Source organism: Variovorax sp. PBL-H6 (assembly GCF_901827155.1).
In the GTDB taxonomy this organism is placed as follows: domain Bacteria; phylum Pseudomonadota; class Gammaproteobacteria; order Burkholderiales; family Burkholderiaceae_C; genus Variovorax.
Genome location: NZ_LR594659.1, coordinates 2,439,864 through 2,466,734, shown reverse-complemented (window position 1 = coordinate 2,466,734; position 26,871 = coordinate 2,439,864). Strand labels below are relative to the sequence as shown.

Sequence of the window (26,871 nt, the reverse complement as noted above, 5' to 3'; positions counted from 1 at the left end):
GGCTGCCGGCGATCAACGCCAGTGGCCGTGGCCGCGTCCGTGGCCATGCCCGCGATAGTAGCCCCGCGGCGGGCCGTAGTACACCGGCGGCGGGCCGTAATACACCGGGGCCGGACGGTAGTAGACCGGCGGCGGCGGGGCGTAGTACACCGGAGCAGCCGGGCGGTAGTACACAGGCGGTGGCGCGTAGTACGCGGGGGGAGCCGCCACGCCGACCGCGACGCCCGGAGCGCTGATACCGACCGACCAGCTCACGTCGCCGCGGGCATTGGCCGAAGCGGCGGTGAACAGCGCGCCGGCTGCGACGGCGCCGACGGCAGCCCATTTGAAGAAAGTGGAACGGGTGAGACTCATGGTGGGACTCCTTGTTAGGGGGGACGCCGTGCGTCCATGCCTGTATTGAACGCAGGAAATGTCAACGCGGTTCACACTGCCCCGTGAAGAACGTTTCCAAAAGTAACCCCGAAGAAGCGGCACCTAGAATGAAGAGATGACTTCCGCTGCCGACCACGACCCCGCGAAACCCAGCAATTTCCTGCGCCACGTCATTGAAAACGACCTCCAGCAGGGCCACTACGCCGGCCGCTGCTGGGGCGGCTCCCCAGGTGACGCCGCGCACCATGCCCAGGGCATGCAGGACCCGGCCCGCGTGCGCCTGCGTTTCCCTCCGGAGCCCAACGGCTACCTGCACATCGGCCATGCCAAGAGCATCTGGCTCAACTTCGAGCTCGCCCGCGAATACGGCGGCGTATGCCACCTGCGCTATGACGACACCAATCCCGAGAAAGAGGAGCAGGAATACGTCGACGCCATCCGCGACGCGGTGAAATGGCTGGGCTACGACTGCAGCCTCGCCGACGATCCGGCCCGGCCCGGCCAGCCCAGCGAGCACGTCTACTTCGCCAGCAACTACTTCGACTTCATGTACCGCGCGGCCGAGCACCTTATCGGCGCCAGCCTGGCCTACGTCGACGAACAGAGCGCCGAGCAGATCCGCGCGACCCGCGGCGACTTCAACACGCCCGGCACCGACAGCCCCTACCGCAACCGCACGGCCGACGAGAACCTCGCGCGCTTCCGCGCCATGCGCGACGGCCAACTGCCCGACGGCGCCGCCGTGCTGCGCGCGAAGATCGACATGGCCAGTCCCAACATCAACATGCGGGACCCAGCGCTCTACCGCATTCGCCGTGCGACCCACCACAACACCGGCGACAAGTGGTGCATCTACCCGATGTACACCTTTGCCCATCCCATCGAGGACGCGCTGGAGCAGATCACCCACAGCATCTGCACGCTGGAGTTCGAGGACCAGCGCCCGTTCTACGACTGGCTGCTGGATCGCCTGGCCGAGGGCGGTCTCATCGCCTCGCCGCATCCGCGCCAGTACGAGTTCGCACGCCTCAACGTCACCCACGTGATCACGAGCAAGCGCCGCCTGCGCCAACTGGTCGAGGAAGGCCACGTGGACGGCTGGGACGACCCCCGCATGCCCACCCTGGCCGGCCTGCGCCGACGCGGCTACACGCCGGAAGCACTGAAGCTCTTCTGCGAACGCTCTGGCGTCACCAAGTCGGGCGGCTGGATCGACTACGCCAGCCTCGAGGCGGCCCTGCGCGACACGCTCGACCCCGTGGCACCGCGCGCGATGGCCGTGCTCGACCCGGTCCGGCTGGTCATCACCAACTGGGACGAGCTGATGGGGGCCGGCTTCCTCGACGAATGCACCGCGCCCGTGCACCCGCACCATCCCGACATGGGCAAGCGCAGCTTCAAGCTGGGCCGCGAGGTCTGGATCGAGCGCACCGACTACGAGGACGTGCAGCCGAAGGGCTTCTTCCGGCTCTTCCCCGGCAACAAGGTGCGCCTCAAGTACGGCCACGTCATCGAATGCACGGGCGGCACGCGCGATGCCGAAGGCAAGCTGGTCGAGGTGCAGGCGACGCTGGTGCCCGACACCAAGAGCGGCACGCCCGGCGCGGACGCGATCAAGGTCAAGGGCAACATCACCTGGGTGGCCGCGGCCGATGCCGTGCCGGCCGAGGTGAGGCTGTACGAGCGCCTGTTCGCGGCAGCGCAACCCGGTGCCGGCGAAGTGAAGGACGAATTGAACCCGAACAGCCTGGTGGTGGCGCAAGCCTATGTCGAACCGGCGCTCGCCAGGACCACGGCCGGCCAGGCATTCCAATTCGAGCGGCACGGGTACTTCGTGCCCGACAGCCGGCACGGCGCAGCAGGCGGGCTGGTGTTCAACCGCGCGGCCGGAATGAAGGACAGCTGGGGAAAATAAGAGGCGGCTACACCGGCCGCGTCAGGTAAACCCCCTCCCGCCCCACGATCGGCACCCGCGCCGGCATCAGCACCGTGCAATGGTCGCAAGGGGCCCGGATTTCCTCTTCGCCATCTGTGGCGACCAGCTCGTCCTTCGCAAACACCTCGAAGCCGACGAGCGGCCGCACGAAGCGGAATTCCGGCGTCTTGACCATGCGCGTCTCCAGCAGCTCGAAGCGCCGCTGCGGCTCGCGCGCCGGCGCCTCGGCCTCGCGTTCGATCAGGCCGAAATGAGCCAGGAAATCGAAAGTCACCGCCACCGCGAGGTCCGCCGTCGCCTGCAGGAAATGCTGTCCGCACTCGGCAACCAGCGCCGCGCCGGCAGGGCCGTCGTCCTCGCCGTGGCGGCCATGCTGAATCAGCGGCGTGCCCGACCCGAGGCCCTGGGGCATCACCAGGTGCACCGAGGGCCGGCCGATCGCCAGCGCCACTGCCGCGTTGCGCGCGAAAGCGGGGTAGACCCAGAAGGGCACCACGTCCTGGCTGGTGGAATGCAAATCGAGGATATGGTCGGCCGCGGCCACCACCGGCCGCAGAGCGCGGGCCCTGCGCAACTCGGGGCTGTCCTCCGGGCCCTCCAGCCATTCGTCGGACCAGACGCGGTTGAGGTTGTGCACCAGTTGCCGGTTCTCGAACGGCTTCTCCGCGTCGAAGGTGTTGTACGCCTCCACGTGGGCGAAGCTCACCGTGAGCGTGCCGATCCTCGGGCGCACGCCGCTGTCGAGCAGACGCGTGGCGGCCACCATCCCGCAGATCTCGTTGCCATGGGTCAACGCGTTGATCAGCACATGCGGGCCCGGCTTCCCGGACTCGAAGCGGTGGACGTAGTCGACGCCGATGTTGCCCTGGCGGTAGGCGGAGAGATCGCGCTGGACGACTTCGAGGCGCGGGAGGATCGCTGTCATGGCAGAGTGGCGCTGCGGCCTGTGGTGATAGGAGTCCTTTAGTTTGCTCCAGCAACGGGCTGCGGCCGCCTCCCATTTGCCTCGTAGACTCGCGCCCACAACAAAATGTTTTCGAGCCCCCTTCCCCCATGCCCCTGACTGCCGACATGCGACGGTCGATCGACCAGATTCGCGACTACCTCTTTGGCGGCGGCTATCCGGATCCCGTCGGCAACACCGAACAGCTCTGCTTCCTGTTCTTCTTCTACCTGGTCCAGGGCCTCGACGCCGACGCGAAGGCGCGCGCGGAGGTGCTCGACGTTCCCTTCCGCAGCCTGTTCGACGGCGAATGGGAGCTGCGCAACCCGGCCAACGCGCATGTGCCGGGCGCGCCCGATGCAATGCAGTCGGTGACCATCCTGCACTCCGGCCAGACCTGCGTTCCGCGCAGCCGCTTTCGCTGGTCGTGGTGGTCGCAGGCGCTGTCGGGCGAGGCGCTGGTGCGCTTCGTGCGCGACGAGGTCTTTCCCTTCTTCGCCGAGATCGGCGAGGCCTCCGCCCATGACTTCATGCGCGGCGCGCGCCTGGGCATCGACGAGCCGACGGTGCTGACGCAAGTCGTGCGCCTGGTCAGCGACCTGCGCCTGGACCAGGCCGATGCGGACACCAAGGGCGACTTGTTCGAGCACGTGCTGCGCCAGATGAAGCAGGCCGGCGAGCTGGGCCAGTTCCGCACGCCGCGCCACGTGATCCGCGCCATCGTCGAGATGATCGATCCGAAGGTGGGCGAGACCGTCTACGACCCGGCCGCGGGCACCGCCGGCTTCCTGGTGGCGGCCTACAACCACATGCGGCTGGCCAACTCTTCTCCAGACAGCATCGTGGAAGCCGAGCTCGAGGGCAAGACTCACCGTCGGGGCATGGGCGACCTGCTCTCGGATGCACAGCTTGCCACGCTGCAGCGCGGCAGCTTTTTCGGCAACGACGTCGACCCGAAGATGGTGCGGCTGGCGACCATGAACCTCACGCTGCGCGGCCTGGCCCATGTACGCATCCTGCAGCGCAATGTGCTGACGACACTGCTCGATGAAAAGGTCAAGACGCGGCTGGGCATGCCCGGCGAAGGCTTCCACGTCGTGCTCGCGAATCCGCCCTTCTCCGGCCGCATCGACAAGGACCGCATCGTCGACGAGGTGAAGCTCGGCAGCAGCAGCGCGACCGAGTTGCTGTTCCTCAAGTACATGCTCGACAGCCTGCGCCCCGACGGCCGGGCCGCGGTGGTGGTGCCCGAGGGCGTGCTCTTCGGTTCCACGATCGCGCACCGCGAGCTGCGCAGCCAATTGATCGAGCAGCATTGCGTCGAGGCGGTGATGAGCCTGCCGGGAGGCGTGTTCCAGCCCTATTCGGGCGTGAAGACCTCGGTGCTCTTCTTCCGCCGGGGCGGCCGCACGCAACGCGTGATGTTCCTGCATGCCGAGGACGACGGCTACCGGCTCGACGCCAACCACGACACGCCCATCGAGTCCGACGACCTGCCCGCGCTCGCGCAGGCCTTCATCGGACGCGAGGCGGCATGGGCGCGCTGGCAGGCGCGCGACCCCGCCGCCGAATGGCACGAGAAATGGTGGTTCGCCGATGCAGAGGCGCTGCGCGCGAACGACTTCGGCCTCTCGGCCAGCCGCTACCGGCCGATGAGCCCCTCGCAGATCGAACACCAGGACCCGCGCGAGCTCCTCGACGAACTCGCCGCCATCGAAGCCGAGATCGAGAAAGAGATCGAGATGCTGCGCGCGTTGCTCTCGGAGCTGGATCCGTGAAATGACAAGATCAGAAACAAGACCAGGGAAGTTATTCGATGAGCATTGCAGGGCTGGCCAAAGGCCAACGTGATTCGACCAGACCACCCGCCCGCCTCGCCACGCTGGGCGAGGTCTGCGAGATCAATCCCAGGCTGCCGAAGGACCACGGCCTGCAGGAGCACAGCGAGGTCGCTTTCGTGCCGATGGCCGCGGTGGACGAGTTCAGCGCCACCATCGCCCAGCGCTTGGTGCGGCCCTTCGGCGAGGTGAGGAGGGGCTATACCCCTTTTGCCGACGGCGACGTTCTCTTCGCGAAGATCACGCCGTGCATGGAAAACGGCAAGGTCGCCCTTGCTCGCGACCTGGCCGGTGGCCGCGGTTTCGGCTCGACCGAGTTTCACGTGCTGCGCGCCCGCGAGGCGGTGCTGCCCGAATGGATCTACTTCTTCCTGCGCCAGCAGCGCTTCCGCAACGCGGCGAGGCGCAGCCTCACCGGAACCGCCGGCCAGCAGCGCGTGCCGACCGCGTACATGGCAGCCGCTGCCATCCGGGTGCCCGAACTGGCCTGGCAGCGCCGCCTGGTCGACCTGCTCGGCTGCGCCGACAGCATGGTGCGCCTGCGGCGCCGGGCGCGCGCGCTGACCGAGCTGATGGTGCCGGCCCTCCTGGCCGACATGTTCGGCGACCCGCAGAGCAATCCGAAGGCATGGCCGCTGGTGAAGCTGGGCGAGCTGCTCGAGGGCATCGACAGCGGCAAGAGCCCGCGCTGCCATGATCGGCACAAGACCGGCAACGAATGGGGCGTGCTGCGGCTGAGCGCGCTGAAGAACGCGCTCTACGACGAGTCCGACCACAAGACGCTGCCCGAGACCGAGCAGCCGGACCCGCGCAACGAGGTGCGCACCGGCGACCTGCTGATCAGCCGCAAGAACACGCTGGACCTGGTGGGCACGCCGGCCTATGTGTGGGAGACCCGGGGCCGGATCCTGCTGCCTGATCTGATCTTCCGGCTGCGCCTGCGTCCGGACGCCGGCATGCATCCGCTCTATTTGTGGGCGCTGCTGCGGGCGCCGGCCATGCGAAGGGGGCTGAAGCTGCTGGCGAGCGGGACCGCCGCCTCGATGCCCAACATTTCCAAGGAGCGGCTGCGCACGCTGCGTGTGATGGTGCCGGCGGCGCACCTGCAGGAGGCCTTCGCACAGCGAATCGCGGCGCTGCATGCCATCGCGCTCCAGCAGGACGCCGCGCTGGCTCATGCGAAAAACACCTTCGCGGCGATTCTGGCGCGCGCCTTCGAGGACTAGCAGGCGGCTGAATGCCCTCGAGCGGGTGGGGCTCGAGCGCGCAGGAGTTCGGAGTCCGATGATTTGCCGGCCCGGGCTCAAGGCGGACTGGACGCAGGCCGCGTCCGCGAAGCCCCCCGACGCGTCGCGCCGGGCGCGGCGGGCAAGGCCCAGTCGGGTGGATCGCGCGACCACTCCTTGAGGAATTCCAGCAGATGCCGCACGCGCGTCGGCATGTTGCGCCGGGTCGAGAACACGACGTAGATGTCGAGTTCCTCGGGGACCGAGCCGGGCAGCAGCGCCTCGAGCGTGCCGGCGCGCAGTTCCTCGGACACCATGTAGTAGGGATGGAGCGAGATGCCGGTACCGAGCAGCGCGGCCTGCTTGATGGCATCGCCCAGGTTGGAGCGCACCGTACCGCGAACGCGCACCTCCTGCGGCGGGTCGCCGGCGAACTTCCAGACGCCGGCGCTTGACTTCACGATGTGCACCAGGCAGTTGTGGCGCGCCAGGTCAGCGGGCGTCGCGGGCCGGCCATGCCGCTTCAGATACGCCTGCGAGGCCACCACCACCTGCGGCGACTTCATGAGCGACTGGGCGACGTAGCTCGCGTCCTCGAGCGAGGGCGCGATCCGGATCGAGAGATCGAGCGCCTCGGTGACGAGGTCGGAGCGCCCGTCATCGTGGACCACCGTGACCTCGATGTCCGGATACCGATGCAGGTTCAAGTCGCTGGGCGCCGAACTGAAACACCTCGGCCCCGCCGAGTACCGGGAGTGGCTGGGGCAGGATCGCGCGCGCTGGGCGCAATTGATCCGCAGCGCCAACATCAAGGCCGAATAGACCGGGAGCGACGAATGAAGTGGGTCAATTTCTCTGTCCCTGGCGCGGACAGCGCCTATGGGATCCTCGAGTCCGACGACTGCATCCGCGCAGTCCGCGGAAATCCTTTCGGCGCCCACGAGCCGACCGGTGCGGTGCACGCGCTGGCCGATGTGAAGCTCGAAGTCCCGCTGATCCCGAGGACCTTCTATGCGGCCGGGCTCAACTACGTCAAGCACATCCGCGAGTACGCCGAGCAGACCGGCGAACGAATCGCGGAGCCCAAGCAGGCCGACATCGGCTACCGTGCAGTCAACGCGCTCGTCGCACATGGCGAGGCCGTCGTCATTCCGTCGGACGCGCAGCAGGTCGAGTACGAAGGCGAACTGGTCGTGGTCATCGGCAAGCAGGCCAGGCACCTGAGCGAAGCCGATGCACTCTCGTGCGTGCTGGGCTACACCATCGGCAACGACGTCAGCGAGCGGCTGTGGCAGGCATCGGACCGCACCTTCTGGCGCTCCAAGAACACGGACACCTTCAAGCCGATGGGGCCGTGGATCGAGACCGAGTTCGACCTCGATGCGGCCGAGACCACCGTACGGCTCAACGGCGAGGTACGGACCCATTTCCGGACGGCCGACATGCTGTTCGGCATCCGCGCCTTCATCAGCCGCATGTCGCGCTACCTCACGCTCTACCCGGGCGACGTGATCTGGATGGGCACCGACGGCAAGTCGCCCAAGTTGAAGGCCGGCGACGTGGTCGAGGTCGGGATCAGCGGTCTGGGTTGCCTGCGCAACCACTTCGTGGCAGCGCAGGACATGCCTCGATAGCTCACCAGCACCACAAGGCCTTGCCGTCGTGCGCGGAGGCGCCGCGCATGAGCCGCACGGCCGCTCCGAAGGCGAATAGCACCGAAGCCGAAGGCGAAGGTACTCCAGTGAGCCGCACGGCCGCTCCGAAGTCGAACAGCACCGAAGCCGAAGGCGAAGGTACTCCAGTGAGCCGCTAGGCGAGCCGGCTGTACGCGACGATCTCGGGCACGCCCGCGAGCAGCGGGCCCGCCGCGGCGAGCGCAGCGCCGACATGCAGCGTCTTCATGTGCGCCTCGGCATCGGCCCTGTCCTTCCATTGCTCGATGGTCTGGAACACGTGGGGCGCCTGGGTCTGCTGGAAAAGCTCGTAGGCCATGCAGCCCGCGTCCTGCCGCGACTTGGCGACTAGGTCGAGAAGGAGGCATTTCGCGAGCTCCGTGACCTCGGGTTTGACGGTAATGCGTGCGAGGACGTAGTGCATGGCGGCTCCACCCAAAAATTGTTCTTGGTGCGCATCTTGACCCGGCGGGATGACCTCGTGGCCCGGAGTTTCCCGGTACCGCCTCAGATGCGGCTTGTGTCTCGCGGCACGAGCGCATCAGGCGCGCGACGTCCCTCTCCGCTTCGCTCCAGCAGGCTGGCGTCGGAAAGCTGCGTGAGCTCCCGATAAGCGGTCGCACGGGAACGCCCGTGATTGCCCTGTACTTCTCGGTGCTCATGCCGCCCGCGAAACCCTCGGGCTGGGCATCGAAGATGCTTGTTCAGCACCTTGCGCTGACTGGGTGTCAGATCAGGATGAGCGACCTGGAGCCCAAGCCAGAAGGCGTTTTTGCCCGCTGCCGTTTCCATCTGGTCCAGAGTGGCGAGGCAGACGCGCGGCCGACGCGCGCACGGAGTTGATCTGCAGCATCTCGCCCTCGATCTGGGCTGTGGCGACGGCTTCCAATGCCCATCCCGTGAGTTGCAGTTCGCCAAGATCGACCAATTGCAGTCCACTTGCCATGCCCAGCATGCGCCCTTGGGCCACGCGCGCGGCGGTTAGTGCGGGCTGCAGTTCCCGCGCATCAAACTCAAGGTGAGGGCCAATCGGCGGCTTGCCAGATCCACATGAGGCGCCGGCCCAGCGCGGCTGCGTGATCCTGAAGGACGTGCTGGACCATTCGCTGGAAGAGATCGCGAGCGAGCTCGAGCTCAGCCTGCCGGCGGTGAAGGCGGCACTGCACCGAGGCCGCACGTTGCTGCGCCAGCTCTCCGAAACCAGCGCGCCGCCCGCGCCGGCACGCGCTGTTCAGCCGGCGCTGCTGCGCTATGCGCAGCTGTTCAATGCCCCTGACTGGGACGGCGTGCGCGCCATGCTGGCAGACGATGTGCGGCTGGACCTGGTCTCGCGGCGCAAGGCGGCCGGGCGGCGCGATGTGGCGCTCTACTTCACCAACTACGCAGGCATTGTGGGCTGGCACCTGGTGCCGGGCTGGCTCGATGGGCGCGAGGTGCTGGGGGTGTATCAGGCACCTGGGGCCGAGCAACCCGGCTACTTCGTCGAGCTGGTCTGGCGGGAGGATCGCGTGGTCGGAATCCGGGACTTCCGCTATGTGCCCTACATCGCGCAGGAAGCCCGGTTCACGCCGGCTTAGGCATCGCCGGGCGGCGCGTCTTCGCGGCTCGGCAGCGCGTTCTTCTTTCGCCCCCGTGCCTCCTTCTTCGCCTGCCGCTGCGCATCCAGCAACTGCCCCGCGGCCAGCCATTGCACGAACTCCCCGGGCGTCTCCAGCGTGATGCGCCCCAGGCTGCCGCTGCGAAACTCGTTCATCACGATCTCGGCCGCCTTCTGGAGGTTGACACGGCCACCGCCCAGCAGTGCGCCGCGCTGGCGGCCGATGGCCTCGAGCAGTTCGTCGTCGCCAAGCCCGGCGACCGCATCCAGCCTGAAGCGCGCCTCGAGCAGCCCGGCGTAGTGCCGTTTGAGGTAGCCCAGCAGCTCCAATGCCACCAGCTCCTCGTCGAAGGCATTGCGGCCGATCGCGCCGCTGGCGGCGAGGTTGTAGCCGCTCTGCGCCACGATGATGCGCGGCCACAGCATGCCGGGCGTGTCCCAGAGGTAGAAACCGTCGGCCAGCACGATGCGCTGCTCCAGCTTGGTGACACCGGCCTCGTCGCCGGTCTTGGCCTTGCGGGTGCCGACGAGCGTGTTGATCAGCGTGGACTTGCCCACGTTGGGAATGCCGCAGATCAGCACCCGCATCGGCTTGGCCATGCCGCCGCGCTGTGGCGCCAGTTCGCGGCAGGCGTCGACGAGACGGCGCGCGGGTGCCGTCTGGCTGGCATCGAGGCCGATGGCGCGCGTGGCCGGCTGCGCGTTGTAGTGGGCCAGCCATGATGCGGTGCGCTCGGGATCGGCCAGGTCCTGCTTGTTGAGCACCTTGAGACCCGGCTTGTGGCCGGTCAGCTCGGCAAGCATCGGGTTGGCGCTGGAACCGGGCAGTCGCGCATCGAGCAGTTCGATGACGACGTCGATCTCGGCAATGCGTTCGGCAATGGCCTTCCGGGTCAGGTGCATGTGGCCGGGGAACCACTGGATGGCCATCGGGACTTCTTTCTTGCTCGGGCGTCGGGGAAGGCAGGATTGTCACCGGTGCCTGGCCGTGCGGCTCAGGCGCGCAGCGCGTCGCGATACCGACGGCTGCAGGGGATGCGCGTGCCATCCTGCATCAGCAGGCGTGCATCGCCGCCTTCCAGCGGCTCGATCTCGGCCACGCGGTCCAGGTTGGCGGCGTAGCTGCGGTGCACGCGCGCATAGCGCGAGGGGTCGAGCTGGGCCAGGAAGTCGGTCAGCGTGGCGCGCAGCAGGTAGTCGTGCCCTTTGACGCGCAGGCCGACGTAGTTGCCCTGGGCCTGCAGCCAGTCGATGTCGCTGGCCGCGATCAGGAATTCGCGCCGCAGCTTGCGCACCAGGAAGCGCTCCGGCCGCGCCGCAGTCGGCTGCTCCGGCGCAGGCGGCGCCGTGCCGGCGGGTTCCTCCGGCGGATCGAGCACGCGCGCTTCGCCCTGCAGCCGCAGCATGAACAGGCGGTAGCTCAGGATCGCGATCAGGAACAGCGCGTAGACGCGCACGTCCTTCAGGTATTCGTACACCCACTGCTCGGCCCCGCCGAAGTCGTAACGCCCACCGGACGAGGCATAGGCGACCTTGCGCAAGGCCACCATGCCTGCCACGTGCAGCAGGCTGAAGACCACGCTGCCCGCCAGGTGCCACGGCAGATTGCGGGCGAAGCCGGCGAAGCCGAGCGGAAAGCGGCGCTCGAAGGCGACGACGGCCGGCACCAGCGCCAGCAGCACCAGGTGGCTGGACAACTCCCAGGTCACCGGCTGCCAGGTCGGAAGCGCCCGTCCGGCGCGATCGGCGTCGATCACCGCGACCACGCAGTTGAAGGCGGCTTGCAATGCCATCAACAGCACCCAGAAGGCGACTTCGGCTCGCCGGCGGTAGGGCTGGTAGCGCTCGAACAGGTTCTTCGGGGTCTGGCCGGGGATCTCGGGCATGGCGGCATTCTCCTGAATCCGGGCCGGATTCGTCCCTGCGGGCCGCCGTTCGTCCCAAGAGCCCGGCGGATCGTCACTTCGGCGCCCCATCAGGCACGAGCCGCGCCGAGCATGGCTCTCTTCGAACACCTGGAGCCGCCGTGACCCCCGAAACCCGCCGCCACGACATCGACGCGCTGCGCGCACTGGCCTTCGGCCTGCTGATCCTCTACCACGTGGGCATGTACTACGTCGCCGACTGGCCCTGGCACCTGAAGAGTCCGCACGCCGCGGCGTGGCTGCAGACGCCGATGCAGGTGGTCAACATCTGGCGCATGGACCTGGTGTTCCTGGTCTCCGGCGTGGCGCTGGGTTTCCTGCTCCGCGGCAGGGGCCCGCTGGCCCTGATCCGCCAACGTGCCTTGCGCCTCCTGCTGCCGCTGGTCTTCGGCATGACGGTGGTGGTCCCGTACCAGGCCTACGCCGAGGCGCTGGCGCGCGGCTTGGTCGCGCCGGGGTTCAGCGACTTCATGCTGCGATACCTGAAGATGGGGCCGTGGCCGAAGGGCGCCTTCGCGGGCTCGGATTTCGGCATGACCTGGAACCACCTGTGGTACCTGCCCTACCTCTTCGTCTACACCGCCGCGGTCGCGCTGCTGCAGCCGCTGCTGGACTCGGACGCCGGGCACCGGTTGCGCGCCGTCTTCACCGGGCTGCGGCGCTGGCGCCTGCTGGTGCTGCCCGCGCTGCCGCTGCTGCTCTACGCGCTGGTACTGGCGCCGCGCTTCCCGGCCACCCACGACCTGATCCACGACGGCTACCTGCACCCGCTCTACTTCACGGTCTTCCTGTACGGCTACTGGATGGGCATCGATGACGGCCTGTGGCGGGAACTCGAACGCCTGCGCGCTTGGGCGCTGGCGCTGGCGCTGGGCTTCGTCACTGCCTACCTGGCGCTCCGTGCAGCCGGCGGAGAGGCCTGGCTGCTGCGCGGGCTCCGGGCCTTCTACCTGTGGACCGCGATCGCCGCCATCCTGGGCTTCGCCCGCCGTCATCTCGACCGCCCCTGGCCCTGGCTGTACAGGGCCAACGAGTCGGTCTATCCCTGGTACATGCTGCACCAGACCTTGATCGTGGCGGGCGCCGTGCTGCTGGCGCCCTGGCGGCTGGGGCCGGTGCTCGAACCGCTGCTGCTGCTCGCTTTCACCATCGGAGGCTGCTGGCTCCTGACCGATGGCCTGATCCGCCGAATCAGCTGGCTGCGGCCCCTGTTCGGGAAAAGTCGATGGGCTGGCTGTAGGCCGGATCGCGATGCAAGTCCCAGTAGACGGCAAGCAGGCGCTGGGTAAGCGGCCCCGGCCGGCCCGTGCCGAGCACCCGGTCGTCCACGCGCGTGACCGGCAGCAGGCCGCCGCCCGAGCTCGTGAGAAAGGCCTCGTCGGCGCCGCGAAGTTCCTCGGCCGGCAAGGCGCGCAGTTCGAGCGGCAGATCGAGTCCGCGGGCAATCTCGATCACGGTGCGGCGCGAGATGCCTTCGAGCACACCTTCCTTCGGCGTGACGAGCGCCCCGTTCTTCACGCAGAAGATGTTGAAACCCGGCCCTTCGACCACGTTGCCCTGGGCATCGCTCAGCACCACCGTGTCGGCACCGGCGTCGAGCGCGCCGAGCAGGCCCATGGTGAGGTCGTTCCAGTGGTAGTTCTTGGCGGTCGGGTCGACTGAGCCGGCGGGGATGCGTTGGACTGCGCTCACCTTCAGATGCAGGCCGCGCTCGCGCTGCGCCTCGTTGGCGATCCAGACAAAGGGCACCGCGAAGGCATAGAAGCGGTTCACCGCCTGGCGCGGGTCGCGCGAGCCCCAGGGCGGCTGTCCGCGCGTGACGATCATTTCCACATAGGAATCGCCCAGGCCGCTGCGCCGCACGCACTCGGACAGCACTTCGGTGATCTGCGCCGGCGTGAGGCCCGGGTCGAGGCGAAAGCGCTCGCAACTGCGCATGAACCGCTCCAGGTGCGCGTCGAGACGGAAGAAGGCGCCATCCCACACGGTGACCACGTCGTAGGTGGCATCGGAGCGCAGGAAGCCCCAATCGGTGATGGGGATCGCGGCCTCGGCGATCGGGACATAGGCGCCGCGCACGAAGGCGACACCATCGGAGAGCGGATTGGGGGCGGCAGACACGGATGGGGGCTCCTTGGTTTTCCCCCGATTCAAGGGGTGAAGCACCCCCGAGGTCAAGCCCGTCTGCAGCGACCGGTGCCGCGGCGCTGCCGCTCAGTTCCGGTGGCTCAGCTTCTCGCAGTAGTCGAGCAGCAGTTCGATCTCGGCCGACTTGTCGAAGAAGGCATCGGCGCCGAGCGCCTTCGACCGGGCGCGCATGTCCGGCGTGGCGTAGTTGCTCAGCACCACCACTTTCTGGTGCGCGCCACGCCGGCGAACGGCATCGACCACGCCCAGCCCGTTGCCTTCCTGCAGGAACAGGTCGACGATGGCCATGTCCCAGCCGTCGCGATGGTGGTCCAGCCAGTCGACTGCCTCTCGTTCTCCCGCGGCATGGGCCACGACGGTGGCATCCGCGATGTCCTCCAGGAAGCCTACGAGGTTCTCCCGGATCACGGGGTTGTCTTCGACCAGGTAGGTTTTGAACGTCATGGTGGCTTCGGGAAACGAAACGGTTGTTGGGATCTTTGTCTTTGTCCATGATCGGGCGCGACAACGACAGCTTGGTGAGTCATCGGGTTCAACGCGGGTAGGTGAGCGCCTACCCCACTAATACTCAAGTTTCTTTCAAACATGGCAACCACACGCTTCGTCGACATCCACGCCTTGTCAGCCCTCGTCAGGGCGATGGGAGCGCCTCGCTTCCTCGCGACACTGGCGCAGACCCTGCGCGAGGATTTCCTGCGCTGGCCCGAGTTCGACAAGTCGGCCCGCCTCGCCAGCCATTCGGCGCTGGGCGTGATCGAGCTGATGCCGGTATCCGACGCGCGGCACTATGCCTTCAAGTACGTCAACGGCCATCCTGCCAATACGGGCCGTGGCCTGCCCACGGTGATGGCGTTCGGCGTACTTGCCGAGGTGGAGACCGGCTTTCCGCTGCTGCTCGCCGAGCTCACGCTCACCACCGCGCTGCGCACCGCGGCCATGTCGGCGCTCGCGGCGCAGGCGGTCGCCCGGCCGGGCGTACGCAGCATGGCGCTGATCGGCAACGGCGCCCAGGCCGAGTTCCAGGCCCTGGCCTTCCATGCGCTGCTCGGTGTAGACGAGGTGAGGGTCTACGACCTCGATCCGGCCGCGACCGACAAGCTGGTACGCAACCTGGCGGCGTATCCGGACCTGCGCGTGCAGCGCGCGGCCGGCATCGCCGAGGCGGTCCGCGGCGCGCACGTCGTGAGCACGCTGACGGCACGCAAGGCGCGCGCGACCCTCCTCACGGCCGGCATGATCGAGCCGGGCATGCACATCAACGCGGTCGGCGGCGACTGCCCCGGCAAGACCGAGTTGCACGTCGATGTGCTGAAGGCCGCGCGGGTCTTCGTCGAATACGCGCCGCAGACGCGCATCGAAGGCGAGATTCAGCAGTTGCCGGCCGACTTTCCGGTGGTCGAGCTCTGGCGGGTGCTCGCAGGCGCCGAGCCTGGACGGCAGCACGACGGGCAGGTGACGGTCTTCGACTCGGTAGGCTTCGCGCTGGAAGACTACTCCGCGCTGCGCCTGGTCCACCGGCTTGCGCTGGAGCATGGCGTGGGACAGGACATCGCCCTTGCGCCGCCGGACGGCGACCCCAAGGACCTGTTCCGCCTCATCGCCTCATAGCGCAGCCGGCTGGGTGACGATCTGGGGCGAGTCGATCCAGTGCTTCTTGAAGCCGAGGCGCGCGGGCGAGACGTACTGCTCGCGGTAGATCTCGAAGGGCATGGTGTCGGCCGCCTCGATCTGCTTCTGTGCCTCGATGGATTCCTGCGTCGCGCGCTCGAAGCGCGCCTGCTGCTCGGGGCTGAAAGGCAGTGCCAGCAGCGCGGCGCGCGTCTCTTCGGAACGGGCGCGCACGAAGTCGATGAAGGAATTGCCGTGCGAGCGCGCCATCGCCTCGAGCACGCGCGCCGAAGGCAGCAAGGCCGGCTCGGCCAGCGCCTTCTGGGCGGCGCGCACCGCCTCGGCATGGTGGCCGCCGCCATGGGCCGCGTCCAGCGCGGCGGCAATGGGGACGCAGCCCTCCAGCAGTTCGGCGCCCCAGTCGGTCAGCGCCACCTCGCGGCCCCCGCGCAGCAGCTGCAGCCCCGGCTCGCGTCCGCACGCGGCCGTGAGATGCTGGTTCTGCGCCAGTTCGGCGATCTCCTCGCGCGTATCGGGCGGGCTGTCGGCCAGGAGGCAGTGCAGCAGGAAGACGTCCAGGAAGCGCATGGTCGAGGCATTGATGCCCAGGGGCTCGAAGGGATCGAGGTCCATCAGCCGCACCTCGACGTATTCGACGCCGCGCTCGCGCAGCGCATGCAGCGGCCGCTCGCCGGGGAAGATCACGCGCTTGGGGCGGATCGTGCCGTAGAACTCGTTCTCGATCTGCAGCAGGCTGGTGGCGAGCTGGTTGTACTCGCCGCCCAGGTTCTGGATGCCGATCGCCTCGTAGGCCGGCCAGGGCCGGGTCAGCGCGTCCTGCAGCGAGGCGGCATAGCCATCGAGGCTGTTGTAGCTCACCGCCAGCGAAGCCTGGGCCTCGCTCTGGTAGCCGAGCCGCCCCATGCGCAGCGAAGTGCCGTAAGGCATGTGCACGGCGCCCTCGCCCAGCGGCTTCAGCTCGTGCGCGCGCCCTGCCACGAAGCTCGAGCACAGGGCCGGCGAGGCACCGAACAGGTACAGCAGCAGGAAGGCATGGCGGCGGAAGTTGCGGATCAGCGCGAAGTACTCCGCGCTCGAGACGTCGGGCATCGACCAGTTGTAGTGGATGCCGGAGATGGTCTGCATGCGCCGCCCGTAGCGGTGGCTCAGGCCCATGCGATAGACGCTCTTGGCGCGGCCCACGTTCGAGGACCCGTAGCGCCCGATCGGGATGGTCTCGTCCGGCGGCAGGCCGCAGGGCATGCTCGACACCCACAGCCGCTCGTCGCCGGCCTCCGCGAGCGCGCGATAGGTGAACTGGTGGACCTCCGCGAGTTCGGCCAGGCAGGTCTCGACGTCGGCGTGCACGCCAGTGATCAACTCCAGCTGCGACTCGCTGAAATCGGTCGTGATGTGCGGGTGGGTCAGCGCCGACCCGAGGGCGGCGGGATGTGGCGTCGCCGCCAGCTTGCCGTCGGGCTGCGCGCGCAGGCTCTCCTTCTCGATCCCTCGGCGGACTCCCTTCAGGCGCGCTGGTGCGAGCGCTCCCAGGCGCTCCGGTAGTTTGCTCATGTCGTCATGACCGGTGAATCGTTGTGGGCCGGAAGGTAGCACGGCCGCGGACAGCCTGCTGACACCCGTATTTAAAGCGCCAACGCCCTTTCTGCTATAGCGCCGATCCCGATGTCAGGTCGTGGCGAGGACGCGCAGCAAGAAGCGATTGAGGTCGGCAACCTCCTCCATGCACACCGAGTGCTCCATCGGGTACTCGTGCCATTCGACGGCATGGCCCAGCGCCGCGAGCGCATCGCGCGATGCGCGGGCACGCTCGATCTGCACCACGCCGTCGCGGGTGCCGTGGCCGAGGAAGATCGGTACGTCATGGTTGGCCGCGTGGCGCTCGGCAGCGGTGGTCGCGGCCAGCGGCAGGTAACCCGAGAGCCCGACGATGCCGGCCAGCCGCTCGGCATGCCGCAGTCCGGTCATCAGCGCCATCGCGCAGCCCTGGGAGAAGCCGGCGACCACGATGCGCCCGGCCGGGATCCCGCGCTGCTTCTCGTTGGCGATCAGCGCCTCGATCGCAGCCTGCGACCGGCGCAGGCCGGCCTCGTCCTCCCGCTTGACCAGGTCGGGCGCGGCGATGTCGTACCAGGCCGGCATGCGGTAGCCGCCGTTGATGGTGACCGGGATCACCGGCGCGTTGGGGAACACGAAACGCACCGGGCCGACAGCCGAGAGGTCGAGCTCGCTGGCGATGGGCACGAAATCATTGCCGTCGGCGCCCAGCCCATGCATCAGGAGCACGGTGGCATTCGGGTTGGGAGCGGTTTCGATCTCGATGGGGGCGAGGGACATGGGCGGAAGAGTTTGTTGCGTGGATGGCGGAAGTGTGCCGCATCGACAGCCTGGAGGCGGCTCGGCTTCGTGAATGTCAACAGTTGCCGATATCCTCGAGGTGTCGGCACCGCCGCCATCACAACAAGAGGAGCCCAGATGACCCAGCAACATTCGCCCACGAGCCTCACGGCCGCTCCGAAGGCTCATCGCACCGGAGCGACAGGCGAAGCGACGCCAATGAGCCGGCGCAAGACCATCGTCGCCACCACCATCGGCAACGGCCTCGAGTTCTTCGACTTCACCATCTACGGCTTCCTGGCCCTGGTAATCGGCAAGCTCTTCTTCCCCACCTTCAACAGCTACGGCCAGCTCCTGCTCACGGTGGGCAGCTTCGGTGTCGGCTTCATCATGAGGCCACTGGGCGGCATCGTGATCGGCGCCTACGCCGACCGCGCGGGCCGCAAGAAGGCCATGACGCTCACCATCTTCCTGATGGCACTGGGCTGCGCCATGATCGCCTTCGCACCCACCTATGCGCAGATCGGCGTCGCGGCGCCGATCCTGATCGTGCTGGCGCGGCTGCTCCAGGGGTTCTCCGCGGGCGGCGAGGTCGGCGCTTCCACCACGCTGCTGGTCGAGCATGCGACGCCCGCCAATCGCGGCTACATGGCAAGCTGGCAGTTCGCGAGCCAGGGACTGGGCATCCTGCTCGGCGCGGCAGTGGCCGGCGGCCTGACCGCGTCGCTGGGCCCTCAGGGGATGGAAGCGTGGGGCTGGCGCGTACCTTTCTTCATCGGGATGCTGATCGCACCGGTGGGCATGTACATCCGCCGCCATCTCGACGAATCGCTGGAGACCGCGGGAACGCCGGCCGCAACCGAACGGCGCAGCAGCATCGCCGAGGTGTGCAGCGAACACGGGCGCACCGTGCTGGCCGCCATCCTCAGCGTGCTCGGGGGCACTGCCGCGGCCTATGTGGTGACCTTCTACATGCCGACCTATGCGGTGCGCGAGCTGGGCCTGCCGCCCACGGTGGCGCTGCTCGGCGCGGTGCTCACGGGCCTGCTGTCCTTCGTGCTGGCGCCGCTGGTGGGCGTCGCTTCCGATCGCGTCGGGCGCAAGCCGCTGATCGTCTGGGGCCGCGTCGCCATGGCGCTCATGATCTACCCCGCTTTCTGGTGGCTCAATGCCTCGCCCACGCCGGCCGTGCTGTTCATCGTGGTCGGGCTGCTGAGCACCGCGCTGGTGGTGCAGACCGTGCCCACCATCACGATGCTCCCGGAGATGTTCCCCAAGCATGTGCGCGCCAGCGGCATGTCGCTGGTCTACAGCGTGGGCGTGGCACTCTTCGGCGGCTTCTCGCCCTTTGTCAGCACCTGGCTGGTGGGCGCGAGCGGCAACAAGCTGGCACCGGCGTGGTACCTGCTCGGCATGACGCTGGTGTCGCTGCTGGGCTTGCTGTGGCTCAAGGACTTCACGGGGCGCGACATCGACGACGCTGATGCCCACCGGCCCGATCCCGAAACCGCTTCGAGGACCGCACGCGCATAGCAGCGCCACCCAGCCACGTCTGCGCCTCCTGCACCGGACTGGCCTTCCAGGTGGACTGCGGAGCCTGATCAATTGTGACAACGAGGCCGCGTCGCCTCGATGGTTCCGCACCATTGCGGACTTTTGGTTGTCAAACAAATGGTTAATAGTGCTTGGACGCAACAGAAGGGCCTGGCGCGGCCCGGACAGCTTCGATCTCTGGCAATGCTGCTTGGCTTGACTGCCTGTCTGGGCCTCGGCACGGCGCACGCACAAACGCAGATTTCCGCGGGGCCGAAGGCGGGGCCCCCAACGCCTCCCGATGTCACGACAAGCACGACCCAAGTGGGCCTCGGCCAAGCCAGCTGCGCACAGCAGCTGGATGACCGGGCCATCCAGGTCCAGCGAACGGTCAATGATCTGAATGCAGGTCTGTTGGCCACCCAATCGGCGGCGGCGATCGCCGATATCGCCGGTCTGGCTGTGGAAGCCGCCGGGGCAATCATCATCGCTGCTGAAATCCCGGGCATCGTGGCCCAGGCCGCCGCGGCGGGCGCCAATCTCGCAGGCCTCGGCGTCGCCATCGCGGGCCAGGTCAGCAACAAGGAGCTGACCGATCTCGACGAAGAGGCCCGCGGGCTCCCCAACTGCGAACAGGCCTTCACGGGTACGTCACGGTCCAGGCGGGCGGCGCCAACGTGTCTGGCGACTCCATCTTCAACAACAACCTTGCCGTGGCCGGTCGGGTCGATGTGACGGGAGCCGCGTCAGTCAATTCGCTCGAGGCCTCGCAAGGCGTCTCGGCCATGGGCGGCGCGCTTCGCCTCGGCAACGCCGATGGGCAGACCTATGCGCCCGGCATCACGCTGGGCGGCGGCGCGGTCTCCGGCCTTGGCGACAGCAATGGCCGGGCGGCGCAGACGGCTGACCCGGACGCAATTGCCATCGGCAATGGCAGCATCGCCAGCACGGGGACTTCCACGGTCCTGGGGACCGATGCGCAGGCAACCGGAAGCGACACGACCGCGGTCGGAGCGGGAAGCCAGGCAACCGCTGCCCGCGCAACAGCCGTTGGCGCCGGCGCCAGCGCGACCCAGGCCGATGCCACCGCACTGGGCCAGGATGCGCAGGCCACAGGCACCCGCTCGACCACCGTAGGCCAAGGCAGCCGCGCGACCGCTGACGACACCACCGCCACGGGCCAGGACGCACGCGCCACGGCCACCGGTGCAACGGCCGTCGGCCAGGCCAGCCGCGCGACTGCGCAGGGCGCGACCGCTACGGGTCAGGGAGCCCAAGCCATCGCCACCGGCACCACCGCAATCGGCGGGGGCAGCCGTGCCGCCGGGGAGAACGCCACGGCCGGGGGCCAGGATGCACAAGCCACCGCGGTTCGTGCCACTGCCTTGGGCCAAGGCAGCCGCGCGACTGCGCAGGACGCCTCGGCCAGCGGACAGGGGGCCTCTGCAACGGGGACCGCTGCGACCGCCGCGGGCCAAGCCAGCCAGGCAACCGCGCAGAATTCAACCGCTGCCGGCCAGAACGCCCAGGCCACGGACACGAATGCAACCGCGACCGGTCAGGGCAGCCGGGCGAGCGCGCTGAACGCGACTGCCAGCGGCCAGGCGAGCGTTGCGTCGGACGTCAACACGACGGCCACCGGACAGAGTGCTTACGCCACGGCTGCCGGCGCAACCGCAACCGGCCAGAGCAGCCGCGCTACGGCGGTGGGCGCCACGGCCAACGGCCAAGGCGCCCGAGCCACAGGCACGAATGCGACCGCGACCGGCCAGTCGAGCCTGGCGGACGGCGACGACGCATCAGCTACCGGACAAGGCGCGCGTGCATCGGGCGACGGGGCCACTGCGTCGGGCCAGGGCAGCCTGGCCAGCATGACGCGGACAACCGCAACGGGCCGCAGTTCGCAGGCCATCGGCGCGCAAGCGAGCGCCTATGGCGCCGACGCGCTCGCGTCGGGCAACCAGGCGAGCGCCGTGGGCACGGGCTCGCAGGCTGTGCAGGACGACAGTACCGCAGCCGGCGCTTCCGCGTTGGCGACCGGCTTGCGCTCCACGGCCATGGGCGCGGCCAGCAACGCGGCAGCCACGGATTCCGCGGCCATGGGTCATGCCGCTTCCGCGCTCGGAGCGGGCAGCACCGCCATCGGTGCCGGCAGCCAGGCGCGTGCGCTCGACACGGTGATCGGCTATCAGGCGCGGGCCACGGCCGACGGCGCATTCGTAGGCGGCACCCGCGCGGAGGTTGCCTCGCCGGGCGCCGTGGCGGTCGGCTTCCACGCGGCCGTCGCCGAGTCGGCGCCGGCAGCCATCGCGATCGGCGCCCAGTCGCGCATCGCGTCCGGGGCCCCCGGCGCCATCGCCGTCGGCGCCAACGCGCAGGTCGCATCGCCGAATGCCGCCGCCTACGGCGCCAACGCTACGGCGCTGGCGCCCAACAGCGTCGCACTGGGCGATTCGTCGCTGGCGGCGCGTGCCAATACGGTCTCCGTCGGACGGTCGGGCGGAGAGCGACAAATCACCAATCTCGCACCGGGCACGGCCGGAACCGACGCGGTGAACATGGACCAGTTGCAATCGGTGTCCAACAATGCGAACCGGGACCTGCAGACGATGGTCGCCAACACCCAACGCGATCTACAGACGATGGCCGCCAACAACCAACGCGATCTGCAGGCAGTGGCCGCCAATGCACAGCGCGAACTGCAGGCGGTGGCCGCCAATGCCTACCGCGGTGTGGCCATGACCGCAGCCCTCGCAGAGGGCGTGCCCGACCTCAAGCCAGGCGAGACGGCGGGCTTTGCCGGCATCGGCGGCTATCGTGGCTATGGCGCCATCGCGCTCGGCGTGGTCCACGTGGCATCCGATGCACGTACGCGCTTCAGCGTGGGGGTGGGCACGACCGGCAACGATGCCGTGGTGCGTGCGGGATTTTCCTTCCGCTTCAACGACTGAACTGCAGCCCTGCGCCTCTCACTGCCCCGACGCGAGTTCGCGGCACTTGCGCAGGTTGGTGTCGAAGCGCGAAGCCAGCGCGGGTTCGCAGGCGTCGGCGGTGGTCATGATGCGGCACATGCCGACCACCAGGAAATCCGACACCGCCTCGGTGCACATCGGAAAGCGGCTCAGGGCCGGGTTGTCCTGCGACTTGAAGCCCCAGCTGCTGGAGAAATCCAGCATGCGGGACATCGCCTCCTCGAAATAGTCGCGGTCCCGCGCCGCGATGGCCGCCTCCATCGCCGGCAGCTCGCCGCCGAGGAAGCTCATGGCGGCGGCCGGGAAGCGCTCGACGGACTGCGGCGGCTGCTGGGCACCGGCCGTGGCGGCGGCGAGCCACAGGACGGCGGGAAGGCAATGGCGGAGAAGTCCCATGGTCTCGAGATCTGCGGTGGCTTGGGGGCGGCCCGCCGTCCGGCGGGTGCGAAAGCCCTTATTGGAACCGAAGACGAGCGGCTGGCACCGCCTACCAGCGCAGCTTCACGCCGACCGAGCCCTGCACCGGGGACTTGTTCCTGGCATCGCCGCCGACAGCGAAGACGCGCCCCAGCTCGCCGTAGAGACTGGCAGCGGGCGTCAGCGCCAGCGTGAAGCCACCCGCCAGCTCGGCCGCGCTGTAGCCGCTGGCCGTGGCGAAGCGGGTCGAGCCCGCCGGGCCGACGAATTCGGCGACGTCGGCGCCTGCGTTCGCGCGGTACAGGTTCAGCCGCGCATAGGGCTGGAGCCGGCCTGCGCCGGTGGCGAAATCGCCCTTGATGCGCACGCCCAGGCGCCCGATCCAGCCGGCATCGGCATCCTGGCGCACGATGGCGCCGGCGATGGGCACGGCGTCGAAGTGCGCCCGCTGGTAGATCAGTTGCGCCTGCGGCTCGAGGGTCCAGCGTTCCGTCAGCGCAAACGCTTTGCCGGTTTCGATCGAGGCCGTGAAGCTGTCGCCCTTGCCGGCCACACTGGCGTTGCCGTCGGGCCGCACGGTATAGCGATGGCTGCCGCCCTGGACCACGGCGTCGGCATAGAGCCCGCTGCCATCCATCCAGGTGGCGTAGGCGCCGAGATAGCGCGAGCGCAGGTCGTTGGAGCCGACCCGCCCGAAGGTCCCGCGCGCATTGCCGCTCACGTCGGCGCCGCCGTCCAGGAAGCCCGCATAGACGCCGGCACGCCAGTTGCCGGTAGCCAGCAGGTCGGTGCCTGCCTGCAGGCCGCTCACATGGCCCCGGCTTTGCGCCGCGGCGATCCCGTCCTGGCGAATGTTCAGATCGCCGTAGACCGCTCGCGCCCACGAGCGGCGCGGCGCGGGGTCGCTGCCCGCCGCGGCCGCATCCTCGTCGCCGATGCGGCGATGCAGGTTGCCGAGCATCGCGACATCGGCCTGGCGCAACTGCGCCGGCAGCGCGGCGAACAGCGGCACTTCGGCGCGGTAGGTCGGCACCTCCGCGAGAACCAATGGCAGTTTGACGGTGATGAGAGGGTCGGACGGGCCCGCGGGATTGGCAGGTTCCGCCCCGTCGGCAGGGGCCGCGGGGCCGGCGGACTCTGCAGGCGTGACGGGTGCGACGGGCGTCACTGGCGCGCTCGGTGTGCCCGGCGGCTGCACGCTTGTCGTGGAACGCAGGTACCAGTTCTCGCCCGCGCCCTGCGCATCGGCGGCGTGGAGCCGGTACTCGTAGGCACCGGCGTCCACATGGCCGTTGGCAAGGGTGAAGGCGTCCCGCGTCGTCTGGGCGGTGGTGGTGGCGCCGTTGCGCGCGCTCACCACCTCGATGCCGTTGCCCGTCGTCAGCGCGCCCAGGCCGCCGAGATTGGTAATGCGCAGCGTCGTGTGCCCGCTGGCGCTGGCGCCGGAGCCGCTGAGCACCAGGCGATCGCTCAGGCTGTTGCTGCCGCCGAGCACCATGCCCAGGTTCAGCGTGCCGCCCTGCCCCACGTAGGCGCCGGTGACAGTGAGCGTGCTGCCGGCGCTGGCGCTCAGCAGGCTCACCGTGCCGGCGTTGTGCAGCGCGGCCACGCGCTGGTCGAAGCCGCCGGTGTCGAGCGTGGCGCCTGCCGCCACGGTGTGCGCGGAGTCGGCGCTGAAGATGCCCGCAGCGCCGGCCTTCAGCGTCCCGGCCACCACCGTGGTCGCGCCGCTGTAGGCATTGGTGCCGGAGAGGACCAGCTGCCCCGCGCCCGTCTTCTCGATGCCGCCGCTGCCGGACACCAGGCCGGCGTAGGCGGCATCGGTCGGCTGGGCGAAGCGCACCACGCCGTTGTCGGTGATCGCAAGCGGCGCAAACTCGGCCGGTGTCTGCAGCGTGCCGCCTGCATCCACCGTCATGCTGCCGGTGTAGCTGCTGGCGTCGGCGCCCAGGATCAGCGTGCCCGCGGCCACGCGCGTGCTGGTGATGCCCGAACCCGGCAGCGCATTGCTGAAAGTCCAGGTGCCCGCGTCGCGCTTCACCAAGGTCTGGAAGTTCGAGAAAGCGTGCGCGAAGGTGTCGGTGCCCGTGCCATCGAGCGTCAGCAGGTTGTTGCCGCTGCCGCCATCGATGCCGCCGGTGATCGAGGAGCCGGTGTGCACATGCAGCGCATCGTCGCCGCCGGCGAAGTTCAGCGAGCCGATCAGCCGGCCCTGGTTCGTGAAATCGACGGCCATGCTGCCGGACACGCCGAGGATGTTGTCGCCCGCCGCGCCCTTGTACTCGATGACGCCGGTCGCGCCGTTGACCACCGTGTTCGAACCGCCCGAGGGCTCGAGCCAGATGGCCGCGCCGCCGGCCTGCGAGCGCACCTCGCCGTGATTGACGATGAGGTTGCCGCTGCCATGCGCGTTGATCGCTTCCGCATCATGTGCGGTGCCGTTGGAGAGCACCCTGGCGCCCTCCTCGATCGTGAGCGTGGTGCCGGCGCGGAATTCGATGGTGTTGGCGCCCGTGCCGTAATGGCCGGTCGCGCCGGGCGCGGCGTTGTTCTCGACCGTCGCGCCGCGTTGCACCCGGATGGTTCCGTTGTCGCCCATGCTGATGGCGGGCAGGTCGGTGGTGCTGATCACGGCGCCGGGCTGCACGTCCACCGTGCCGCCGGGCGTGGCGTCGTAGCCGCCGATCACGACGAAGGTCTGGGGTGTGCCGGCGGTGCAGGCGATGGCGCCGCCGCTGGGACCAGCGCAATCGGCGGCCGCAGTGCCGGCAATGCTCAGCAGTACCACCGCAACAGCCGATGCCTGCGTGGTGGATTTGCCCAGCCCTCGGGCCAGTTCGGAAGCCACCGACCACAGCCCCAGGTTCGGGTTCCAGACCACCTGGAAAACGCGATTCATAGAGTTCTTTCGTATTACATTGAATACTTAAGAATGTAGTTCTTAGGTTTACATTTTCTAAGGAACTAGTTCACGAAACCGAGGCGATGCCCCAATGGCGCGGTTCGGTCGGGTGTGCCAGCGGACGCTCGTAAACTCGGGCATGGCCTCCAGATCCTCCAGAGCGCCGCGCATGTTCGAGCGCGGCCTCATGTGCATCCTCATCGGCGCGGCCGTCCTGATCGCGCCCCATTTCCTGACATCGCCTCGATGGCACGACATGCTCGTCGGCGCCCAGTTGGTGGGCTGGTTCGCGCTGGTGCTCGGCATCGCGCTCGTGGTAGTGGACCTGGTCCAGCGCGCCAGGAGCAAGGCTCGCTGATGCGCGGACCCGCACCCGTGCGTGTAGACGATCGGGGTCGCTTCGACACGCTGATCGACGCGCGTTCACCGAGCGAGTACGCCATCGACCACATTCCCGGCGCCATCAACTGCCCGGTGCTCGACAACGAGGAACGCCGCATCGTCGGCACGCTCTACAAGCAACAGGGCGCCTTCGAGGCACGCCGCGTCGGAGGCGCGATGGTGGCGGCGAACCTCGCGCGCCACCTGAGGGAGCGCTTCTCGGACCGGCCGGCCGACTGGAAGCCCCTGGTCTATTGCTGGCGCGGCGGCCTGCGAAGCGGCTCGATGGTGACCTGGCTGCGCCTGGTGGGCTGGGACGCGCAACAGCTCGCCGGCGGCTACAAGAGCTGGCGGCGCCACGTGATCACCCAGTTGGACACGCTCTGCCCGCAGCTCGACCTGCGCGTGCTGTGCGGCGCCACCGGCAGCGCCAAGACGCGCGTGCTGCAGGCGATGGCGCGCCAGGGGCGGCAGGTGCTCGACCTCGAGGGCTTGGCCGCGCACAAGGGCTCGCTGCTGGGCGCCCTGCCCGGCACCCCGCAACCGTCGCAGACGGCTTTGGAAACCCGCATCGCCGAGCTGCTGGAACGGATCGATCCCGGGCAGCCGCTCTACTTGGAAGGTGAGAGCCGGCGCATCGGCCGCCTCGATGTTCCGCTCCCCTTGGTCAAGCACATGCGGGCGAGCCGCTGCATCGAGATCGTGGCCGCGCCCGAGGTCCGCCTGGCTTACCTGCTGCGCGACTACGCCTACCTCGGCGACGATCCCGAGGCGCTGTCACGCCAGCTCGGACTGCTGAAGGAACTGCACGGCAAGGCCGTGATCGGCCGCTGGCAGCAGTGGGCGGCCGCGGGCGAGCTCCCAGCGCTGTTCGCCGAGCTGACCACGCTGCACTACGACCCGGCCTACCGGCGCTCGCAGGCCAGCCATTTCGAGCGGTGGGCCGAGCGGCAGACCGTGACGGCCGACGATCTCTCCGACGCCGCCATCGAGGCGCTGGCGCGGCGGGTGGCGGAGCTGGGTTAGCTTGGCGGGTGGTCCG

Annotated in this window: 26 protein-coding genes; 13 read left to right on the top strand and 13 right to left on the bottom strand. The window is 68.7% G+C overall.

Annotated elements, in window-relative coordinates; translation table 11 throughout:
* Positions 1-12: 12 nt before the first annotated feature.
* A complete protein-coding gene (locus G3W89_RS11765; protein ID WP_162574255.1) occupies positions 13-354 on the bottom strand; it encodes a hypothetical protein in 342 nt (113 codons plus the stop codon).
* Positions 355-490: 136 nt separating this feature from the next.
* Here G3W89_RS11765 and G3W89_RS11760 point away from each other — a divergent pair, with 136 nt between their 5' ends.
* The gene (locus G3W89_RS11760) at positions 491-2,290 is read left to right on the top strand and encodes a glutamine--tRNA ligase/YqeY domain fusion protein (protein ID WP_162574254.1); all 1,800 of its coding nucleotides are present in this window, start codon (positions 491-493) and stop codon (positions 2,288-2,290) included.
* Between the two features lie 7 nt (positions 2,291-2,297).
* Here G3W89_RS11760 and G3W89_RS11755 read toward each other — a convergent pair whose 3' ends face one another.
* Positions 2,298-3,236: a succinylglutamate desuccinylase/aspartoacylase domain-containing protein gene (locus G3W89_RS11755; RefSeq protein ID WP_162574253.1), complete on the bottom strand. Its 939-nt coding sequence runs from the start codon at positions 3,234-3,236 to the stop codon at positions 2,298-2,300.
* 128 nt (positions 3,237-3,364) lie between these two features.
* On the opposite strand from G3W89_RS11755, the gene G3W89_RS11750 reads away from it, so the two are divergent.
* The gene (locus G3W89_RS11750; RefSeq protein ID WP_162574252.1) at positions 3,365-5,032 is read left to right on the top strand and encodes an HsdM family class I SAM-dependent methyltransferase; all 1,668 of its coding nucleotides are present in this window, start codon (positions 3,365-3,367) and stop codon (positions 5,030-5,032) included.
* A gap of 38 nt (positions 5,033-5,070) precedes the next feature.
* Positions 5,071-6,318 (top strand): restriction endonuclease subunit S, encoded by a 1,248-nt coding sequence (locus G3W89_RS11745; RefSeq protein ID WP_162574251.1) that lies wholly within the window; start codon positions 5,071-5,073, stop codon positions 6,316-6,318.
* 77 nt (positions 6,319-6,395) lie between these two features.
* Here G3W89_RS11745 and G3W89_RS11740 read toward each other — a convergent pair whose 3' ends face one another.
* Entirely contained in the window at positions 6,396-7,025 is a 630-nt protein-coding gene (locus G3W89_RS11740; RefSeq protein ID WP_162574250.1) for a substrate binding domain-containing protein, read from the bottom strand.
* Positions 7,026-7,154: 129 nt separating this feature from the next.
* Between G3W89_RS11740 and G3W89_RS11735 the strand changes: the two genes are divergently transcribed.
* Together G3W89_RS11735 and G3W89_RS33495 are read left to right on the top strand one after the other, a co-directional pair.
* Positions 7,155-7,952: a fumarylacetoacetate hydrolase family protein gene (locus tag G3W89_RS11735; protein WP_162574249.1), complete on the top strand. Its 798-nt coding sequence runs from the start codon at positions 7,155-7,157 to the stop codon at positions 7,950-7,952.
* Between the two features lie 47 nt (positions 7,953-7,999).
* The gene (locus G3W89_RS33495; protein WP_269474959.1) at positions 8,000-8,131 is read left to right on the top strand and encodes a hypothetical protein; all 132 of its coding nucleotides are present in this window, start codon (positions 8,000-8,002) and stop codon (positions 8,129-8,131) included.
* On the opposite strand, the gene G3W89_RS11730 is transcribed toward G3W89_RS33495, so the two are convergent.
* Together G3W89_RS11730 and G3W89_RS33280 are read right to left on the bottom strand one after the other, a co-directional pair.
* Complete coding sequence (locus tag G3W89_RS11730; protein ID WP_162574248.1) at positions 8,128-8,415, bottom strand: putative quinol monooxygenase; 288 nt, start codon at positions 8,413-8,415, stop codon at positions 8,128-8,130. The genes G3W89_RS33495 and G3W89_RS11730 overlap by 4 nt on opposite strands.
* A gap of 309 nt (positions 8,416-8,724) precedes the next feature.
* The gene (locus G3W89_RS33280; protein WP_269475001.1) at positions 8,725-9,021 is read right to left on the bottom strand and encodes a DUF4172 domain-containing protein; all 297 of its coding nucleotides are present in this window, start codon (positions 9,019-9,021) and stop codon (positions 8,725-8,727) included.
* Between the two features lie 7 nt (positions 9,022-9,028).
* Between G3W89_RS33280 and G3W89_RS11720 the strand changes: the two genes are divergently transcribed.
* Positions 9,029-9,568, top strand: a complete 540-nt coding sequence (locus G3W89_RS11720) for a sigma factor-like helix-turn-helix DNA-binding protein (protein ID WP_232076476.1) — start codon at positions 9,029-9,031, stop codon at positions 9,566-9,568.
* On the opposite strand, the gene ylqF is transcribed toward G3W89_RS11720, so the two are convergent.
* Together ylqF and G3W89_RS11710 are read right to left on the bottom strand one after the other, a co-directional pair.
* A complete protein-coding gene (gene ylqF / locus G3W89_RS11715; protein ID WP_162574245.1) occupies positions 9,565-10,518 on the bottom strand; it encodes a ribosome biogenesis GTPase YlqF in 954 nt (317 codons plus the stop codon). The two genes, G3W89_RS11720 and ylqF, sit on opposite strands and share 4 nt — an antisense overlap.
* A 65-nt stretch (positions 10,519-10,583) precedes the next feature.
* Positions 10,584-11,474, bottom strand: coding sequence for a LytTR family DNA-binding domain-containing protein (locus tag G3W89_RS11710; RefSeq protein WP_162574244.1), 891 nt, complete (start codon positions 11,472-11,474; stop codon positions 10,584-10,586).
* A 140-nt stretch (positions 11,475-11,614) separates the two neighbouring features.
* Here G3W89_RS11710 and G3W89_RS11705 point away from each other — a divergent pair, with 140 nt between their 5' ends.
* On the top strand, positions 11,615-12,802 hold the full coding sequence (locus G3W89_RS11705; RefSeq protein ID WP_232076474.1) for an acyltransferase family protein: 1,188 nt from the start codon (positions 11,615-11,617) through the stop codon (positions 12,800-12,802).
* Here the strand turns inward: G3W89_RS11705 and G3W89_RS11700 are convergent.
* Together G3W89_RS11700 and G3W89_RS11695 are read right to left on the bottom strand one after the other, a co-directional pair.
* Positions 12,705-13,634, bottom strand: coding sequence for an aminotransferase class IV (locus G3W89_RS11700; RefSeq protein WP_162574242.1), 930 nt, complete (start codon positions 13,632-13,634; stop codon positions 12,705-12,707). The genes G3W89_RS11705 and G3W89_RS11700 overlap by 98 nt on opposite strands.
* 93 nt (positions 13,635-13,727) lie before the next feature.
* Positions 13,728-14,105, bottom strand: coding sequence for a response regulator (locus tag G3W89_RS11695; protein ID WP_162574241.1), 378 nt, complete (start codon positions 14,103-14,105; stop codon positions 13,728-13,730).
* A 141-nt stretch (positions 14,106-14,246) separates the two neighbouring features.
* On the opposite strand from G3W89_RS11695, the gene G3W89_RS11690 reads away from it, so the two are divergent.
* Positions 14,247-15,269, top strand: a complete 1,023-nt coding sequence (locus G3W89_RS11690; RefSeq protein ID WP_162574240.1) for an ornithine cyclodeaminase — start codon at positions 14,247-14,249, stop codon at positions 15,267-15,269.
* Here G3W89_RS11690 and gshA read toward each other — a convergent pair.
* Positions 15,264-16,841 (bottom strand): glutamate--cysteine ligase, encoded by a 1,578-nt coding sequence (gshA, locus tag G3W89_RS11685; protein ID WP_162574239.1) that lies wholly within the window; start codon positions 16,839-16,841, stop codon positions 15,264-15,266. The genes G3W89_RS11690 and gshA overlap by 6 nt on opposite strands.
* 114 nt (positions 16,842-16,955) lie before the next feature.
* Positions 16,956-17,624, bottom strand: coding sequence for an alpha/beta hydrolase (locus G3W89_RS11680; RefSeq protein WP_162574238.1), 669 nt, complete (start codon positions 17,622-17,624; stop codon positions 16,956-16,958).
* A 138-nt stretch (positions 17,625-17,762) separates the two neighbouring features.
* On the opposite strand from G3W89_RS11680, the gene G3W89_RS11675 reads away from it, so the two are divergent.
* The 3 genes from G3W89_RS11675 (at position 17,763) to G3W89_RS11665 (ending at position 22,108) form a co-directional block, all read left to right on the top strand.
* Positions 17,763-19,157, top strand: a complete 1,395-nt coding sequence (locus tag G3W89_RS11675; protein WP_332107440.1) for an MFS transporter — start codon at positions 17,763-17,765, stop codon at positions 19,155-19,157.
* Positions 19,158-19,361: 204 nt separating this feature from the next.
* On the top strand, positions 19,362-19,892 hold the full coding sequence (locus G3W89_RS11670) for a hypothetical protein (protein WP_162574237.1): 531 nt from the start codon (positions 19,362-19,364) through the stop codon (positions 19,890-19,892).
* The gene (locus tag G3W89_RS11665; protein ID WP_162574236.1) at positions 19,835-22,108 is read left to right on the top strand and encodes a YadA family autotransporter adhesin; all 2,274 of its coding nucleotides are present in this window, start codon (positions 19,835-19,837) and stop codon (positions 22,106-22,108) included. Before G3W89_RS11670 ends, G3W89_RS11665 begins: the two co-directional genes overlap by 58 nt.
* Before the next feature lie 18 nt (positions 22,109-22,126).
* Here G3W89_RS11665 and G3W89_RS11660 read toward each other — a convergent pair whose 3' ends face one another.
* Together G3W89_RS11660 and G3W89_RS11655 are read right to left on the bottom strand one after the other, a co-directional pair.
* On the bottom strand, positions 22,127-22,525 hold the full coding sequence (locus G3W89_RS11660; protein ID WP_162574235.1) for a hypothetical protein: 399 nt from the start codon (positions 22,523-22,525) through the stop codon (positions 22,127-22,129).
* 91 nt (positions 22,526-22,616) lie between these two features.
* Positions 22,617-25,445 (bottom strand): autotransporter family protein, encoded by a 2,829-nt coding sequence (locus tag G3W89_RS11655; RefSeq protein WP_162574234.1) that lies wholly within the window; start codon positions 25,443-25,445, stop codon positions 22,617-22,619.
* A 142-nt stretch (positions 25,446-25,587) separates the two neighbouring features.
* Here G3W89_RS11655 and G3W89_RS11650 point away from each other — a divergent pair, with 142 nt between their 5' ends.
* Complete coding sequence (locus tag G3W89_RS11650; protein WP_174258253.1) at positions 25,588-25,806, top strand: hypothetical protein; 219 nt, start codon at positions 25,588-25,590, stop codon at positions 25,804-25,806.
* Positions 25,806-26,855, top strand: coding sequence for a tRNA 2-selenouridine(34) synthase MnmH (gene mnmH / locus G3W89_RS11645; RefSeq protein WP_162574233.1), 1,050 nt, complete (start codon positions 25,806-25,808; stop codon positions 26,853-26,855). Before G3W89_RS11650 ends, mnmH begins: the two co-directional genes overlap by 1 nt.
* The last annotated feature ends 16 nt before the right edge of the window (positions 26,856-26,871 follow it).